Here is a 16216-nt window from a genome sequence, read left to right on the forward strand (position 1 = left end):
ATCGTCGAAATTCCTCGCATTCGAGGGTGATGAGCGGTAAGTGCACGGCCCCGCCCCTGAGCAGGGGCGGGGCCGTGCGTCCGGACGGGCCGCGGCGGCTCAGCCGGAGGTGCCGAACGCGACCGCCAGGTACCCCTTGTCGCCGCCGGTGCCGGCGTCGGCGTAGGTGTCCGCCAGATACAGGCGGCCGTCGGCGTACAGGATCTCCGAGTACTCGGGGGACATGTCGCTCTCCATCTCCCGGGCGTCCTCCGAGTCCGTGTTCTCCAGCAGCGTGGTCTCCTTGAACGAGCCGCCGTCGATGCTGACGACCTGTCCGCCCTTGTCGTACGGCGGCTCCTTGTAGGCGAGCACGTTGCCGCCGTCCATCCGCAGCGGGAAGAGCGTGTAGTCGGTGCCGGAGTCGGCGCGCTGGCCGGTCTGCTTGCCGGTGGCGAGGTCGAAGGCGACGATCGAGTTGCCGCGGGCGCCGTCGCCGTTGTCGTCGCGCTCCTCGGTCGCGACGTACAGCCGGTCGTTGCCGACGGTCAGGCCCGTGCAGGCCTCGGGTGTGTCGATGCTGTCGCACTCGGCCGCGTACTCGTCGCCGGGCGCGGAGATCCGGGTGCGCAGCTCGCCGGTCCTGTTGTCGATGGAGAAGAAGTCCGAGATGCCGCTGCCGTCCCCGGCGCTGTCGCCGACGTCGGCGGCCACGACCAGCGGGTCCGTCGAGACCACGCCGGCGTACTCGATGTCGGTGGCCATCTTGTACTCGGAGAGCACCTTCCCGGAGACCGGGTCGATCGTCTGGATGTGCAGCTGCGGAGCGTCGTACGCACCGCACTTGCGCACCGCGACCAGCTTGGCGCCGCCGCCGTAGCCGGCGTCGTAGCAGGTGTCGGAGGTCTTGGGCGACCACAGCACCTTGCCGCTCGTGATGTCGAAGGCGGCACCGCCGTCGGTGCTGCCCACGGCGACCGTGTTCGCGCTGACCGTGACGTTGTCGAAGTCGATCGGGGCGTCACCGGAGTCGACCGTCTTCGTCCACAGCTGTTTGCCCGCGTTCAGGTCGATCGCCGCGACCTGGGTGCAGCCGGCCGTGGAGTCCTTCGGGGGCATCTTCGGCTGGAAGACGATCGCGGTGCGGCCGTCGTCGTCGGTCTGGCGGCTGGCCGCGCACACCGGGCCGGGCAGCTTCACCGTCCACAGCTTCGTGCCCTTGTCGCGGTCGTAGCCGACGATCTCGGCGACCCCGCTCTTCACATACGCCGTGTCGGTCAGCCAGGAGCCGTCCACGGCCACGCTGTCGTCCTTGGCGACGGTGGGCATCGGCAGCTGGAAGAGGGCCTTGGCGCCCGGGTCGGAGGGCACCTTCTCACTGCCCTTGGCGACCCCGCCCTTGTCGTCGCCGCCACCGGTGCCGCCGGAGGCCGTGGGGCCGTCCTGCCCGCCTCCGCCTCCGCCGCCGGAGGACTTCGAGTACCACACCCCACCGCCGATGATCAGCGCGATCGCCGCGACCGCCGCGACGATGATCACCGTCGAGGCGTTCATCCTCCGCCCGCCGGCCGGGGCGGCGGGCGCGTGCGGCTGCATCGGCACGGTCATCGGCTGCCCGGGGTAGCCGTAGCCGGGCTGCTGCCCGTAGGGGCCCGGGGCCCCGTACGGCGACGGCTGCTGGGGAGCGGCCCCGGGGTACCCGTAGCCCGGCTGGGGCTGCGGGGGCTGGGGCGCGGCGGCCGGATACCCGTAACCGGGCTGGGGCTGCGGGGGCTGGGGAGTGTGAGGGGGCTGGGGGGTCTGCGCGGCCGGCGGGGCTCCGGGGTAGCCGTAGCCGGGCTGAGGCGGGGGCGGCTGCGGCGCGGCGGCCGGATACCCGTAACCGGGCTGCGACTGCGGGGTCGTCGGCTGACCGTAACCGGGCTGCGGCTGACCATAGCCAGGCTGCGGCTGCGGCTGCGGCTGCGGCTGCGGCTGCGGCTGCGGCTGCGGCTGCGGCTGCGGAGTTTGGGCCGGCTGGGCCTGGGCCGCCTGGGCCGCCTCGGCGGGCTTCCGGAGCTGGTCCGCGACGGGTGCCTGGTGCGGCAGGGGACCCCCGGGCGACCGGCTGAGCTGCGGGCCCCCGGGCGGGGCGGGCGGCGGCGCCGGCGGCCGGAACGGCGGGACGCCTTCGGGCGCGGGCGCCTGCGGCGCGGCGTCGTGCGGCGCGGGCGCATGGGGCACGGGCGCATGGGGCACGGGCCCCTGTGCTACGGCGTCCTGAGGCGCGGGTGCCTGCGGTGCGGCGTCCTGCGGGGCCGTGTCCTGTGGCGGCTCGGGCGGGCCGAAAGCGCCCTGTTGCGGGGGCTGGTTCGGGGGTGGGGGCGGCGGCTGGGTCATGGTGTGGGTTTCCTCGGCGGAGGCGGAACGCTCGGCGAAGCGCTGGGGACGACGGGACGGAAAGGGCGTGGTGGGGATCCGCTCACTTGCCGTAGGCGAGCATCAGCTTCTCCTTCCCGTCGTCCTCGCCGGTCAGCTGGGTGGAGGAGAGGTAGAGCCGGCCGTCGGCCCAGGCGCGGTCGCCGCTCGAGAAGCCGTCCTCGAGGTCGACCGTGCCCGTGGGCATCTGCAGCAGCGTCGTCGGGGTGTGCGCGGATCCGGCCGTCGGGATCGACACCACCCGCCCGCCCGCGTCGGAGGACGGCTCGACGTACGCCACGAGCTTGCCGCTCCCGGTCGTCATCGGCGCCATCGGCTCGTCGGTGGGCGACTTCACGCGCCACTTCTCCTTGCCGGTGGAGAGGTCGATCGCGACGATCTCGTTGGCGGAGCCGCTCGCGTCGGTGGGCAGGTAGAGCGTGTTCGCGTCGACCGCCGTGCCCAGGCAGCCGGTGAGGTCGCTGTCGAAGAGCGCCCAGCCGCACTGCGGATCGAAGTCCTCGTCGACGCCGACCTGCGAACGGAAGGTGCCGTCCGCCTTGAACGTCGAGATGTTCCAGCTGTTCTTGTCGTCGTTGGTGCTGTAGACGACGAGCGGGTCGAGGGAGTACACCCGCTCGACCTCCCAGCCCTTGTCGAGCTTGCGGGTCCACTTCGCCTTGCCGGTGGCCGGGTCCAGCTCCTGGAGCTCGACGTGCTCGTCGGCCTTCAGCGCGGCGCAGGACGCCACCATGACCAGCCGGGCCCCGCCCGCGAACGCCTTCGGGAAGCAGGAGTCGCCGTACTTCTCGATGTCGTACAGCTTCTTGCCGGTGCGGGCGTCGTACGCCACCCCGGACTGCGAGCGGCCCACGACCAGCGTGTTCCCGGCGAGGGACAGCCCGATGTCGCTGCCGACGCTGTCGAAGAGCTGCCCGTCCGCGACCTTGGCGGTCCAGCCCTCGGCGCCGGTGGCGAGGTCGATCTGCTGGAGCCGGTTGCACTGGGCGCGGTCGCTGACCCCGCTCATGTACGCGACGACGATCTTGTCGTCGGCCGTCCTGTCCTGGGTGACCGAGCAGATCTTCTGGGGGAACGTCACCGGGTCCCAGGCCGGTTTGCCGTCGCCGACGGTGTACCCCACGACCTCCTTGTACGCCGCCTTCGCCGCCACCTTGGAGGTGATCCACATGCCGGGTGCGTCGGCGCCGTCGGCGGGCGCGTCCGGTGCCTCCTTGTACCAGAGCACCTTGGCCTCGCCCGCCTTGCGGCCTTCGTTGAGGTCCTGCGGGTCGGTGCCGCCGTCCCCGCTGCCGTCCCCGGGGTTGACGGGGCTGTCGCTCGCGCCCTTGTGGTCCTCGCTCGCGTCGGCGACCGGCTTCCTGCCGTCGTCGCCGCTCCTGGTGACCGCGAACACGACCCCGCCGATCACCAGGAGCGCGGCGACCGCGGCGGCCACGACCATCGCGGGGCGCCCCTTGAAGGGGCCCCGCGCGCCGGGGCCGGGCGGCGGGGTGCCGGGGGGAGGGCCGTAGCCCGGCTGGGGCTGCTGCCCGTAGGGTCCCGGCTGCCCGTACGGCCCGTACGGCTGGGGAGGTCCGTACGGCCCCTGCGGCTGGGGCTGCCCGTACGGTCCCGGTGCGGCCGGCGGGCCGTAGGGCCCTGCCTGCTGCGGATAGCCGTACCCGGGCGCGTCCTGCGGCTGGGGCGGCATCTGCGGTGCTCCGAAACCGCCCTGCTGCGGCGGCTGATCAGGCGGCTGGGCCATCAGCATGTTCCCCCTTGTCACTGATTTTTGGCCAGCCCTTTGTATCACCCGGCGCGGACGCCAAATCGGGCCGGATCCACCCCTGTTCCCAAGGGAGGACCGGCCCGTGATGCCCTTGTTATGCGCCTTCACGCCCCCTTCACGGGGTCCACGCGCGCGTGTCGAAGTGCTAGACGTCCTCGGCGAGTTCCAGCCAGCGCAGCTCCAGGTCCTCCCGCTCACCGGCCAGCCCGCGCAGCTCCGCGTCGAGTTCGGCGACCTTCGCGAAGTCGGTGGCGTGGTCGGCGATCAGGGCGTGCAGCTTGGCCTCCCGCTCCGAGATCTTGTCCAACTGGCGTTCGATCCGCTGGAGTTCCTTCTTGGCGGCGCGCTGGTCGGCGGCGCTCTTCTCGGTCGTGGCCGGCTTCGGCGCGGCCGCCGGGGCGGAGGCGGCCGCGGCCTCCTCCATGCGCGCCCGGCGCTCCAGGTACTCGTCGATGCCGCGCGGCAGCATCCGCAGGGTGGCGTCGCCGAGGAGGGCGAACACCCGGTCGGTGGTGCGCTCGACGAAGAACCGGTCGTGGGAGATGACGATCATCGAGCCGGGCCAGCCGTCGAGGACGTCCTCGAGCTGGGTGAGGGTCTCGATGTCGAGGTCGTTGGTGGGCTCGTCGAGGAAGAGGACGTTCGGCTCGTCCATCAGCAGCCGCAGCAGCTGGAGCCGGCGCCGCTCACCGCCGGAGAGGTCGCCGACCGGCGTCCACTGCTTCTCCTTGTTGAAGCCGAACGTCTCGCACAGCTGGCCCGCCGTCATCTCGCGCCCCTTGCCGAGGTCGACGCGCTCGCGCACCCGCTGGACGGCCTCCAGGACCCGCAGGTTCGGGTCGAGTTCGCCGACCTCCTGGGAGAGGTAGGCGAGCTTCACGGTCTTGCCGACGGCGACCCGGCCGCCCGCGGGCTGCGTCTCGCCCTCGGTGCGCCACGCCTCGGCCATGGCACGCAGCAGGGAGGTCTTGCCGGCGCCGTTGACGCCGACCAGGCCGATGCGGTCGCCGGGGCCGAGCTGCCAGGTGACGTGCTTGAGCAGCACCTTGGGGCCGGCCTGGACGGACACGTCCTCCAGGTCGAACACCGTCCTGCCGAGCCGCGAGGACGCGAACTTCATCAGCTCGCTGCTGTCCCGGGGCGGCGGCACGTCCTTGATCAGCTCGTTGGCGGCCTCGACGCGGAAGCGCGGCTTCGAGGTGCGGGCGGGGGCGCCGCGGCGCAGCCAGGCCAGCTCCTTGCGGACCAGGTTCTGCCGCTTGACCTCCTCGGTCGCGGCGATCCGCTCGCGCTCCGCGCGCGCGAAGACGTAGTCGGAGTAGCCGCCCTCGTACTCGTGGACGTCACCGCGCTGGACGTCCCACATGCGCGTGCAGACCTGGTCGAGGAACCAGCGGTCGTGGGTGACGCACACGAGCGCCGAGCGGCGGGCCTGCAGGTGGCGGGCGAGCCAGGAGATGCCCTCGACGTCGAGGTGGTTCGTCGGCTCGTCGAGGACGATCATGTCCTGTTCCTCGATGAGCAGCTTGGCGAGCGCGATCCGGCGGCGCTCACCGCCGGAGAGCGGTCCGATGACGGTGTCGAGCCCCTGCGGGAACCCGGGCAGGTCGAGGCCGCCGAACAGGCCCGTCAGCACATCCCTGACCTTGGCGTTGCCCGCCCACTCGTGGTCGGCCATGTCCCGGATGACCTCGTGCCGCACGGTCGCGGCCGGGTCGAGGGAGTCGTGCTGGGTGAGGACGCCCATGCGCAGCCCGCCGGAGTGGGTGACCCGCCCGGAGTCGGCCTCCTCCAGCTTGGCGAGCATCCGGATCAGGGTGGTCTTGCCGTCGCCGTTGCGGCCCACGACCCCGATCCGGTCCCCTTCGGACACGCCGAGCGAGATGCCGTCGAGGAGGGCACGGGTGCCGTACACCTTGCTGACGTTCTCGACATTGACCAGGTTGACGGCCATTTCTCTCCTGCGCATGGGGGTCGGTCAGCCTTCTAGCGTAGGGCCTGCCGGGTGAGGGACGGGGCGCGAGGGGTTCGTCACTCTTTGTGATGACGTGATCGGGAACGGGCCGCTACCGTTGACAGCAGGCAGCAGGATCCCGTCCATGGGAGGAACCATGACCGCCGAGTCCGCGCAGGACCCCGTCCAGTGGCCGGTGCCGCCGCAGGGCGGCTGGACCGTGGACGACCTGTTCACGCTGCCGGATCTCCCGCCGCACACAGAGTTGATCGACGGGAGCCTGGTTTTCGTGAGTGCCCAGCGGGACTTCCACAGCATTGTCATCGACCTGCTGGTGAACGCGTTGCGCCGCACAGCACCACCAGAGCTGAAAGTCCGCCGGGAGATGACCGTCGTCATCGACCGCCGCAACGGCCCTGAGCCGGACGTCTCCGTGGTCCGCGCGGAAGCGGTCAAGAGCTGGGATCAGACGTACTACAAAGTCGCCGACGTCCTGCTCGCCATCGAGGTCGTCTCACCGGATTCCGAGGCTCGCGACCGCAACGCCAAACCGCAGAAGTACGCGGCGGCGGGCATCCCGCACTTCTGGCTGGTCGAGATGGCGGGCCTGGACGGACGGCCGGCCGTCCAGGTCTACGAACGCGGTGAGGTCACCGGCACCTATGCGCTGACCGGCATCTACCACGACCACGTCAAGCTCAGCGTGCCGTATGACATCGACATCGACCTGGCCGCCATCGACGAACTCTGAGGCGGCACCGCCCCTCAGAGCACCGTCGCCCCCGCCGTCGGCGCCGTCGCCACGCGGACCGTGCGGCAGGTGCCGGAGGCGCGCAGGGCCTCGGCCACCGTCCCGGCCGCATCCGGGTCACGCACCAGGAAGGCCGTCGTCGGGCCGGAGCCCGAGACCAGCGCCGCCAGTGCGCCCGCCCCGCGTCCCGCCGCCAGTGTGTCGGCCAGTTCGGGGAAGAGGGAGAGGGCCGCCGGCTGGAGGTCGTTGGAGACGGTGGCGGCGAGCGCGTCGGGGTCACCGGCGGCCAGGGCCTCGAGGAGGGCCTCGGAGGCGACCGGTTCGGGGATGTCCCGGCCCTCGGCGAGACAGTCGAACTCACGGAACACGGCCGGCGTCGACAGCCCCCGCTCCGCCATCGCGAACACCCAGGGGAAGGTGCCGCCCACCTCCAGCGGCGTCAGCTTCTCGCCGCGCCCGGTACCGAGGGCCGCCCCGCCGACCAGGCTGAACGGGACGTCACTGCCCAGCTCGGCGCAGATGTCGAGGAGTTCACCGCGGGGCGCGCCGATGCCCCACAGCGTGTCGCAGGCCAGCAGCGCGCCCGCGCCGTCCGCGCTGCCGCCCGCCATACCGCCGGCCACCGGGATGTCCTTGGCGATGTGGACGTGGACGCGGGGGTCGCGGTCGTAGCGCTCGGCGAGGGCGAGCGCCGCGCGGGCGGCGAGGTTCGTCCGGTCCAGGGGGACCTGGGCGGCGTCCGGGCCCTCGCAGGTGACACGGAGTTCGTCGGCCGGGGTCACCGTGATCTCGTCGTACAGGCCGACGGCCAGGAACACGTTCGCCAGGTCGTGGAAGCCGTCCGCGCGCGCGGCGCCGACCGCGAGCTGGACGTTGACCTTGGCGGGCACGCGGACGGTGACGCTCACGCTGGGTTCTCCTGCTTGTTCTCGGCGACCTTGTTCTCGGCGACCTTGTTCTCGGCGACCTTGTTCTCGGCGATGCGGGCGAACTCCTCGACGGTCAGCGACTCGCCGCGCGCCTGCGGGGACACCCCGGCCGCGACCAGCGCCGCCTCGGCCGCCGCCGCCGAACCCGCCCAGCCGGCGAGCGCCGCGCGCAGGGTCTTGCGGCGCTGGGCGAAGGCCGCGTCGACGACGGCGAACACCTCCGCCCTGGACGCCTCGGTCCTGAGCGGCTCGGTGCGGCGGACGAGCGAGACGAGCCCGCTGTCGACGTTCGGGGCGGGCCAGAAGACATTGCGGCCGATGGCACCGGCCCGCTTGACCTCGGCGTACCAGTTGGCCTTGACGGACGGGACGCCGTACACCTTCGAGCCGGGCGCGGCGGCGAGGCGGTCGGCGACCTCGGACTGGACCATCACCAGGGTGCGGTCGATGCTCGGGAAGGTGGCGAGCATGTGCAGCAGGACGGGCACGGCCACGTTGTAGGGGAGGTTCGCGACCAGCGCGGTCGGGGCCGGGCCGGGCAGCTCGGTGACGTGCATCGCGTCGGAGTGCACCAGCGCGAACCGGTCGGCGCGCTCCGGCATGCGCGCCGTGATCGTCGCGGGGAGCGCGCCGGCCAGGACGTCGTCGATCTCGACGGCGGTGACCCGGTCGGCGACCTCCAGCAGGGCCAGCGTGAGGGAGCCGAGCCCCGGGCCGACCTCGACGACCACGTCGTCGGGGCGGACCTGTGCGGTACGGACGATACGGCGGACCGTGTTCGCGTCGATCACGAAGTTCTGGCCGCGCTGCTTGGTGGGACGCACACCGAGGACCGCCGCGAGTTCACGGATGTCGGCGGGACCGAGGAGGGCGTCGGGGGTGGGGCTGCTCACGGGACAAGGGTACGGGGGCCCGGCGGGCGGTCCCTCACCCGTGCAGCCGTGCCCCGCAGTGCGGCCAGGGGCTCGCGCCCCGGCGTACGTAGAGCTTCTTCGCGCGGAGGGTCTGTTCCGCCGCCGGTGCGTCCTGGGGGCTTCCGCTGCCGCCGAGGGCCTGCCAGGTCAGGCGGTCGAACTGGTACAGCCCGCCGTACGTCCCCGACGGGTCGACCGCGTCGGGCCGGCCGCCGGACTCGCAGGCCGCGAGCCCCTGCCAGTTCAGCCCGTCGGCCCCCCGTGCCGACGTCGGCAGCGGTTTCGTGCCGACCTTGACCACCTGGTCCCGGGGCGGGCGCACCACCTCGGTGCCGGTCCGGCGGGGCTTCTGCCGCACCCCGTTGACGGTGCGCAGGGCATAGGTGATGCGCCGCAGCCCGGGCTGTCCGGCCCGTTCGACGACCTCCGTGCCCCGGAAGAGGGACGGGTCCTCGGTGCGCCGTACCGCGAACGGGATCGGCTCCTCACGCACCTCCTTGCTCCCGGTGATCCGCAGCACGGTCACCGTCTGCCCGTCGCGCGGGAAGCTGCCGGGCGGCACGGAGGTGGTGTCCTCGCCGTGCAGGGTGATCCCGGCCTGTTCGACGGCCTCGCGCACGGTCGCCGTGTTGGTGCGGATGGTGCGGGCCCGGCCGTCGGCCAGGACGGTCACGGAGCGCTCGGTGCGCACGTCCAGCGCGAGTCCCTCTCGCCCGATGCGCCGGGTGCGCGCCAGGGAGAGGTACGCGCCGTCCGCGCGCACCCCGAACTGTTCCAGGGCCGCCTCCACCGTGCGCGCGGTCGTCCACACGTCGTGGCGGTGGCCGTCCAGGGTGAGCCGTACGGGCCGCCCGTACCGCACCTCGATCTCGTCGCCGCTGGTGAGGGCCGTGCCGGGGGCGGGCGCCACGACGTCGTGCGCGCCGACCGGCACGCCCTCTTCGGCCAGCAGTTCGGTGACGTCGTCGGCGAAGGTGTGCAGGGTGCGCGCCTTGCCGTCGACGGTCAGCTCGACCGCCTTGTCCTCGGCGACGAACGCGGTGGTGCCGCCGGCCAGGAAGGCGACGACGAGGGCCTGCGGGAGCAGCCGGCGCAGGGCGGAGTCGGGGCGGTCGGCGGGCCGTGCCCGGCGTCGGCGCGCGGCCCGCCGTCCCTCCTCCGCGGGCACCGGGGCGCCCTGCTGGGGCAGGAACGGCCCCGGCAGCCGGAGCGTGTCCGGGGGCCGGGGCGCCTCGTAGGCGGGCCGGTAGGTGTCGTCGTACGGCGGCCGGCCCGGGGCGTGACCGGTCTCGGGGCCCGTGTACACGCCGTGGGCGACGGTCTCCGCGTTGTGCAGGTCGACGTACGTGTCGCCGCCGCCGTAGGGCTCGTAGTACTGCTGCGAGTTGCTCACGCCGACATGCTCCAGGGGTCCTGGGGGTCCAGATCGGGCCCCCAGAACCTAGCGGAGAGGCGGTCACTCTCCAAAGCGGCGCAGCTACCCAGCGTTGTGTTCGGGTGACGCGGCGGCCGGTTCAGTAACCGAACGCGCGTGCGGTGTTGGCGGCGAGTGCCGTCGCCAGGGTGTCCTCGTCGAGGTCCCGTACGGCGGCCATGGCGCGCACCGTGACGGGGATCAGGTAGGGCGCGTTGGGCCGCCCTCGGTAGGGGGCCGGGGTGAGGAAGGGGGCGTCGGTCTCGACCAGGACCAGCTCCAGGGGGGCGACGGCGAGGGCGTCGCGCAGATGCTGGGCGTTCTTGAAGGTGACGTTGCCGGCGAAGGACATGTAGTACCCGGCGCGGGCGCAGATCTCCGCCATCCCGGCGTCCCCGGAGTAGCAGTGGAAGACGGTCCGCTCGGGGGCGCCCTCCTCCTTCAGGACCCGCAGGACGTCTTCGTGGGCGTCGCGGTCGTGGATGACGAGAGCCTTGCCGTGCCGCTTGGCGATCTCGATGTGGGCGCGGAAGGAACGCTCCTGCGCCTCCTTGCCCCCGGGGCCGGTGCGGAAGTGGTCGAGGCCGGTCTCGCCGACGGCCTTGACGTGCCCCAGTGCGGCCAGGCGGTCGATCTCGGCGAGCGCCTCGTCGAGCGCCGCCGCGCCCCCCGGCTCGCGCGCGCCCTGCCGGGACCAACCGTCGGGGTCACCGTGCACGATGCGCGGCGCCTCGTTGGGGTGCAGGGCGACGGCCGCGTGGACGTTCTCGTACGCCGCCGCCGTGTCGGCCGCCCAGCGGGAGCCCTTGATGTCGCAGCCGACCTGGACGACCGTGGTGACCCCGACCGACGCGGCCTTCGCGAGGCCCTCCGCCACCGTGCCGGACTGCATGTCGAGGTGGGTGTGGGAGTCGGCGACCGGCACCCGCAGGGGCTCCGGCAGCGGCGGCGCCGCGTTCTTGTCGCTGGAGGAAGGCATGCCCCGATCCTACGGAAGGGGCTCGCCCGCCCCGGCCCGCGCTCCGCCCGCGCGGACCGGGGCGGGCGGCGCGCTCAGCTCGCCTTGCGGAAGGGGTGCAGAAGGTCGGACAGGTGCCAGTGGTGGGGTTCCCTGGTCTGCGCCGGCACCTCGGGCACCTCCACCGGTCCCGCCGGGGGCACCGGGCGGGAGCGGCGGGCCGCGCCCTGCACCGACGACACCTGTCCGGCCCGCATGATGCGCACCACGTGACCGTCGCAGTTCTGGCACGCGGGCCGGCTCAGCGGGGACGGCACGACGCGCCCGTCCGCCACGTACTGCACGAACTCGTGCCCGCCGGCGTCGATGTGGTGCTCTATCGCGTACGACTGCTCCCAGCCGTGCCCGCAGCGCATGCAGGCGAAGGAATACGACTCGTTGACCACGCCGGTCGCCCCGTTGCGAAGGCCGGTCTGCCCTGTGATCTCACTCATGGACAGCTCCTGTTTGTCCGCTGGAGGGACGTGTCACGTCCCGTCATCCAGTGGATGCCTCGCACCGGCCGAAAGGCACCAGATCTGTGCAGTGTTGAAGCCGATTTGGGCGTCCCTTGCCACAAGCCCCCGCCCTCTTTGCCCGCACATGGGGCGCACGCTCATCCGACATGCGCCCTGCTCAGAGGCAGTGTGAGCGTGTTCACAGAAGCGATCAGCGGTACGACACACCCGGCTCCCGGGGTGTCACAGACCTCCCGCGTTCTTCGCCGCCACCACCGCGTCGAACACCTCGCGCTTGGGCAGTCCCGCCTCCGCCGCGACCGCCGCGATGGCCTCCTTGCGGCGCTCCCCCGCCTCCTCGCGCACCCGCACCCGCCGCACCAGCTCCGCCGCGTCGAGCTCCTCGGGGCCGCGCTCGGGCGCACCGGAGACAACGACGGTGATCTCCCCGCGCACCCCCTCGGCCGCCCACTCGGCCAGCTCGCCCAGCGGACCGCGCCTGACCTCCTCGTACGTCTTGGTCAGCTCACGGCAGACCGCGGCCCGCCGGTCCGCGCCGAACACCTCGGCCATCGCGGCGAGGGTGTCGTCGAGGCGGTGCGGGGCCTCGAAGTAGACGAGGGTGCGCCGCTCCTCGGCGACCTCCCGCAGCCGCGACAGCCGCTCCCCCGCCTTCCTCGGCAGGAACCCCTCGAAGCAGAACCGGTCGACGGGCAGCCCGGACAGGGCGAGCGCGGTGAGCACGGCGGACGGGCCGGGCACGGCGGTGACCCGGATGTCCCGCTCGACGGCCGCGGCGACCAGCCGGTAGCCCGGGTCGGAGACCGACGGCATGCCCGCGTCGGTGACGAGCAGCACGCGCGCGCCGCCCAGCAGGTCCTCGACCAGCTCGGGCGTACGGGCCGACTCGTTGCCCTCGAAGTACGACACGATCCGCCCCTTGGGCGTCACCCCGAGGGCCTGGGTCAGCCGGCGCAGCCGCCGGGTGTCCTCGGCGGCGACGACATCGGCGCCGGCCAGCTCCTCGGCGAGCCGCGGCGGGGCGTCGGAGACGTCGCCGATGGGGGTGCCGGCGAGGACGAGGGTTCCGGGCGCGAGAGCGGGCGTGTCTGTCACGTTCCCCATCCTCGCAGGCGCCGTGTGCCCGCAGTGACGCCCGGCATGACCGGCCGACTGGACCCATGCACGGGACTCACACAGCCCTGTTCCCTACGATGGCGCGGTGACCAGTACCGCGTCCTCCATGGACTCCACGGGCTCCACGGGCTCCACTGACCACCGGCCCGCAGCGACGGCGTACGACGGCCCGCACGACCGGCGGCCCTCGTCGTGGCGGGAGCGGCTGCGCCGTTTCGGGTACGCGGCCGAGCCCGCGGCCGATGTCCGGGCGCGGCTGGTGCCGCCGTACACACGGCCCAGTCCCCGGCTGTGGCAGACGCTGGGGCTGCCGCCGGTGTGGGCGGACCGGATCGCGCGCTGGTCGGGCTGGGGCGGTCCGCTGCTGGTCACGCTGGTCGCGGGCGTCATGCGGTTCTGGAACCTGGGCAACCCGAAGAAGGTGATATTCGACGAGACGTACTACGCCAAGGACGCGTGGGCGCTCGTCCACCGCGGGTTCGAGGTCAACTGGGACAAGAACGCCAACGACCTCGTCCTCTCCTCGGGCGGCCATGTCGCCGTCCCCACCGACGCGGCGTACGTCGTGCATCCGCCGGCCGGCAAGTACGTCATCGGGCTGGGCGAGCTGATCTTCGGGTTCGATCCGTTCGGCTGGCGCTTCATGACGGCGCTGCTGGGCACGCTGTCCGTGCTGCTGCTGTGCCGGATCGGCCGCCGCATCTTCCGCTCCACCTTCCTCGGCTGTCTCGCGGGCGCGCTGATGGCGGTGGACGGGCTGGCCTTCGTGATGAGCCGCACCTCGCTGCTCGACGGGGTGCTGATGTTCTTCGTGCTGGCGGCGTTCGGCTGTCTGGTGCTCGACCGCGACTGGGCCCGGGCGCGGCTCGCCGCGGCCCTGCCACCGGACGTGGACGGCCGGATCCGCCCGGACGCGCACATCGCCGAGACCACGCGCCTCGGGCTGCGCCCCTGGCGCTGGGCGGCGGGGCTGATGTTCGGCCTGGCCCTCGGCACCAAGTGGAACACGCTGTACATCATGGCCGCGTTCCTCCTGATGACCCTGCTCTGGGACGTGGGCTCACGCCGGGTGGCGGGCGCCCGCCAGCCCTACCGGGCGGTCCTGCGGCACGACACGGGCCTGACCTTCCTCGCGACGATCCCCGTCGCCCTGGTCACCTACCTGGTCTCCTGGACGGGCTGGATCCTCTCCCCGAGCGACGGTTCGGGCGGCTACTACCGCAACTGGGCGGCCACCGACGGCAAGGGCGGCAGCTGGACCTGGCTGTTCCCGGACTGGTTGCGGAGCCTGTGGCACTACGAGCACGAGGTGTACGAGTTCCACACCCACCTCACCTCGCCGCACAACTACCAGTCGAACCCGTGGAGCTGGCTGGTCCTCGGCCGCCCGGTCTCCTACTTCTACGAGTCCCCGTCCCCCGGCACGGACGGCTGCCCCGTCGACGCGGGCGAGAAGTGCGCCCGTGAGGTCCTCGCGATCGGCACCCCGCTGCTGTGGTGGGCCGCCTGCTTCGCGGTGCTCTACGTGCTGTGGCGCTGGCTCTTCCGCCGCGACTGGCGCGCGGGCGCGATCGCCTGCGGCATCGCGGCCGGCTACCTCCCCTGGTTCCTGTACCAGGAGCGCACGATCTTCTTCTTCTACGCCGTCGTCTTCCTCCCCTTCCTGTGCCTCGCGGTGGCGATGATGCTCGGCGCGATCATCGGCCCCCCGGGCTCCTCGGACACCCGCCGCGTGGCGGGCACGACCGGCGCGGGCGTCCTGGTCCTGCTGATCGCCTGGAACTTCATCTACTTCTGGCCCCTGTTCACGGGCACGGCGATCCCGATCGACCAGTGGCGGTCGCGGATGTGGATCGATACGTGGGTCTAGCCGTGCCGTCGGCGGATCTGCGCGAGGGGGGTCGTCGGGAATAGCCTGGAGGGGGGCCGCGGAACAGGGAGGAAGCGTCATGCCCTGGAATCTGAACGGCACGTACCTGGAGAGCTGCAACTGCGACGTGGTGTGCCCCTGCACCACCTCGGGACTCACCGCACCGGCCGACCACGAGCGCTGCCAGGTGACCTTCGCGTTCCACGTGGACAGCGGGAGCGTGGACGACGTCGACGTCTCCGACCGCAACGTGGCCGTCTTCGTCGACGGGCCGCGGGTGATGGCCGAGGGCGGCTGGCAGGTGGCGCTGTACGTCGACGCCTCGGCCGACGACAGCCAGGCGGAGGCGCTGGGCAAGGTCTTCTCGGGCCAGGCGGGCGGGCCGATGGCGGGGCTCACTCCGCTCATCGGCGAGGTGCTCGGCGTGGAGCGCGTCCCCATCGACTACCGCGACGACGGTCGCCGCCACGCCGCGCGGGTCGGCGACGCCATCGACATCGAGATCGAGGACCAGGTCGCCCCGCAGCTCGGCGAGGACGGTCCGGTGATGCGCCTGACGGGCCTGTTCCACCCGGTGAACAGCACCCTGACGGTCGCCCGGTCCACCCGGGCGACCGGCGACGACGTGTACGGCCGGTCCTGGGACTTCACGGGCGGCAACGGACACGCGGCGCCCTTCACATGGTCCGGCTGACCGGCGGGCCGGTCGCCGTCCGCCTCCGGGTGGCCCCCGCCGGGCTGCTGCTGGTCGTGGCGGCCGCCGCCTGGGTCTGGATGGTGACGCGCTGGGGCGGCATGCCGGCGATGCCCGGCACCATGGGCCTCGGCCTGGCCGCCTTCCTGGGCGCGTGGACGGCGATGATGACGGCGATGATGCTGCCCGCCACGACACCTGTCGCCGCCCTGTACGCCCGCACCATCACCGCGCACCGGGCCCCCCGCATGGTCGTGTTCACGGTCGCCTACCTGCTCGTCTGGGCCGCGGCCGGGCTGCCGGCGTATGCGCTGGCCGTCGGCCTCGGCCGGGCGGCGCACCTTCCCTCCGCGGCGGGGACGGCGGTGGCCGCGGCCGTGTTCGCGGTCAGCGGCGTGTACCAGCTCACGCCTCTCAAGGACCGCTGTCTGGCGAGGTGCCGTTCGCCGATCGGCCTGATGCTGCGCTACGCCTCGTACCCGCGGGCCTCGCGCGATCTGCGGGCCGGAGCCCACCACGGGGCCTTCTGCCTGGGCTGCTGCTGGTCGCTGATGGTGCTGCTGGCGGCGTTCGGCGTGATGAACCTGTGGGCCATGGTGGCCCTGGCCGCCGTGATCACCGCCGAGAAACTCGCTCCGGCCGGCCACCTGGTGGCCCGTACCGTGGGGATCGCCTCGCTCGCCCTGGCCGTAGCCGTCTTCTGGTTCCCGGCCCTGGCGCCGGGTCTCACCGGCGGCGACATGAGCGGGATGTGAGGACGGACCGCGCCCACAGGCCGCACCCCTTCATCCTCATCGGCAAACAACGTTCACGTACGTGATTGAGCACCGTGGGCTAACGATTCCGGAAACTGTTGTCCCGCACACCTCCCTTTCCGCTTACTGTGAGCCTGAGCAGAGGTTTCTGAACGTGTTCAGAAATACCGTGAAG

13 protein-coding genes are annotated in these 16216 nt (G+C 72.5%); 4 read left to right on the forward strand and 9 right to left on the reverse strand.

The window, feature by feature from the left end; genetic code table 11:
* Positions 1 to 99: 99 nt before the first annotated feature.
* From ACYQ8Q_RS19430 to ACYQ8Q_RS19440, 3 genes are all read right to left on the reverse strand, one after another.
* A complete protein-coding gene (locus ACYQ8Q_RS19430; RefSeq protein ID WP_460066522.1) occupies positions 100 to 2202 on the reverse strand; it encodes an outer membrane protein assembly factor BamB family protein in 2103 nt (700 codons plus the stop codon).
* A gap of 238 nt (positions 2203 to 2440) precedes the next feature.
* On the reverse strand, positions 2441 to 4144 hold the full coding sequence (locus ACYQ8Q_RS19435; RefSeq protein WP_460066523.1) for an outer membrane protein assembly factor BamB family protein: 1704 nt from the start codon (positions 4142 to 4144) through the stop codon (positions 2441 to 2443).
* Between the two features lie 169 nt (positions 4145 to 4313).
* Positions 4314 to 6122: an ABC-F family ATP-binding cassette domain-containing protein gene (locus ACYQ8Q_RS19440; protein WP_460066524.1), complete on the reverse strand. Its 1809-nt coding sequence runs from the start codon at positions 6120 to 6122 to the stop codon at positions 4314 to 4316.
* A gap of 157 nt (positions 6123 to 6279) precedes the next feature.
* Here ACYQ8Q_RS19440 and ACYQ8Q_RS19445 point away from each other — a divergent pair, with 157 nt between their 5' ends.
* Positions 6280 to 6873, forward strand: a complete 594-nt coding sequence (locus tag ACYQ8Q_RS19445) for a Uma2 family endonuclease (RefSeq protein ID WP_460073406.1) — start codon at positions 6280 to 6282, stop codon at positions 6871 to 6873.
* A 14-nt stretch (positions 6874 to 6887) separates the two neighbouring features.
* Here ACYQ8Q_RS19445 and ACYQ8Q_RS19450 read toward each other — a convergent pair whose 3' ends face one another.
* From ACYQ8Q_RS19450 to rsmI, 6 genes are all read right to left on the reverse strand, one after another.
* Positions 6888 to 7781: a 4-(cytidine 5'-diphospho)-2-C-methyl-D-erythritol kinase gene (locus ACYQ8Q_RS19450; protein ID WP_460066526.1), complete on the reverse strand. Its 894-nt coding sequence runs from the start codon at positions 7779 to 7781 to the stop codon at positions 6888 to 6890.
* Positions 7778 to 8695, reverse strand: a complete 918-nt coding sequence (gene rsmA / locus ACYQ8Q_RS19455; RefSeq protein ID WP_460066528.1) for a 16S rRNA (adenine(1518)-N(6)/adenine(1519)-N(6))-dimethyltransferase RsmA — start codon at positions 8693 to 8695, stop codon at positions 7778 to 7780. Before rsmA ends, ACYQ8Q_RS19450 begins: the two co-directional genes overlap by 4 nt.
* A 34-nt stretch (positions 8696 to 8729) precedes the next feature.
* On the reverse strand, positions 8730 to 10109 hold the full coding sequence (locus tag ACYQ8Q_RS19460; RefSeq protein ID WP_460066529.1) for a ubiquitin-like domain-containing protein: 1380 nt from the start codon (positions 10107 to 10109) through the stop codon (positions 8730 to 8732).
* Between the two features lie 121 nt (positions 10110 to 10230).
* Entirely contained in the window at positions 10231 to 11109 is an 879-nt protein-coding gene (locus ACYQ8Q_RS19465) for a TatD family hydrolase (protein WP_460066531.1), read from the reverse strand.
* 74 nt (positions 11110 to 11183) lie between these two features.
* On the reverse strand, positions 11184 to 11582 hold the full coding sequence (locus ACYQ8Q_RS19470) for a hypothetical protein (protein ID WP_460066533.1): 399 nt from the start codon (positions 11580 to 11582) through the stop codon (positions 11184 to 11186).
* A 246-nt stretch (positions 11583 to 11828) separates the two neighbouring features.
* Entirely contained in the window at positions 11829 to 12701 is an 873-nt protein-coding gene (rsmI, locus tag ACYQ8Q_RS19475; protein ID WP_460066534.1) for a 16S rRNA (cytidine(1402)-2'-O)-methyltransferase, read from the reverse strand.
* 106 nt (positions 12702 to 12807) lie between these two features.
* Between rsmI and ACYQ8Q_RS19480 the strand changes: the two genes are divergently transcribed.
* The 3 genes from ACYQ8Q_RS19480 (at position 12808) to ACYQ8Q_RS19490 (ending at position 16041) form a co-directional block, all read left to right on the forward strand.
* Positions 12808 to 14592 (forward strand): dolichyl-phosphate-mannose--protein mannosyltransferase, encoded by a 1785-nt coding sequence (locus ACYQ8Q_RS19480; protein ID WP_460066535.1) that lies wholly within the window; start codon positions 12808 to 12810, stop codon positions 14590 to 14592.
* Between the two features lie 79 nt (positions 14593 to 14671).
* Positions 14672 to 15286: a DUF1326 domain-containing protein gene (locus ACYQ8Q_RS19485; protein ID WP_460066536.1), complete on the forward strand. Its 615-nt coding sequence runs from the start codon at positions 14672 to 14674 to the stop codon at positions 15284 to 15286.
* The gene (locus ACYQ8Q_RS19490) at positions 15274 to 16041 is read left to right on the forward strand and encodes a DUF2182 domain-containing protein (protein WP_460066538.1); all 768 of its coding nucleotides are present in this window, start codon (positions 15274 to 15276) and stop codon (positions 16039 to 16041) included. The genes ACYQ8Q_RS19485 and ACYQ8Q_RS19490 overlap by 13 nt, the downstream gene beginning before the upstream one ends.
* Positions 16042 to 16216 lie beyond the last annotated feature (175 nt).

It is taken from the genome of Streptomyces sp. YKOK-I1, assembly GCF_054660435.1.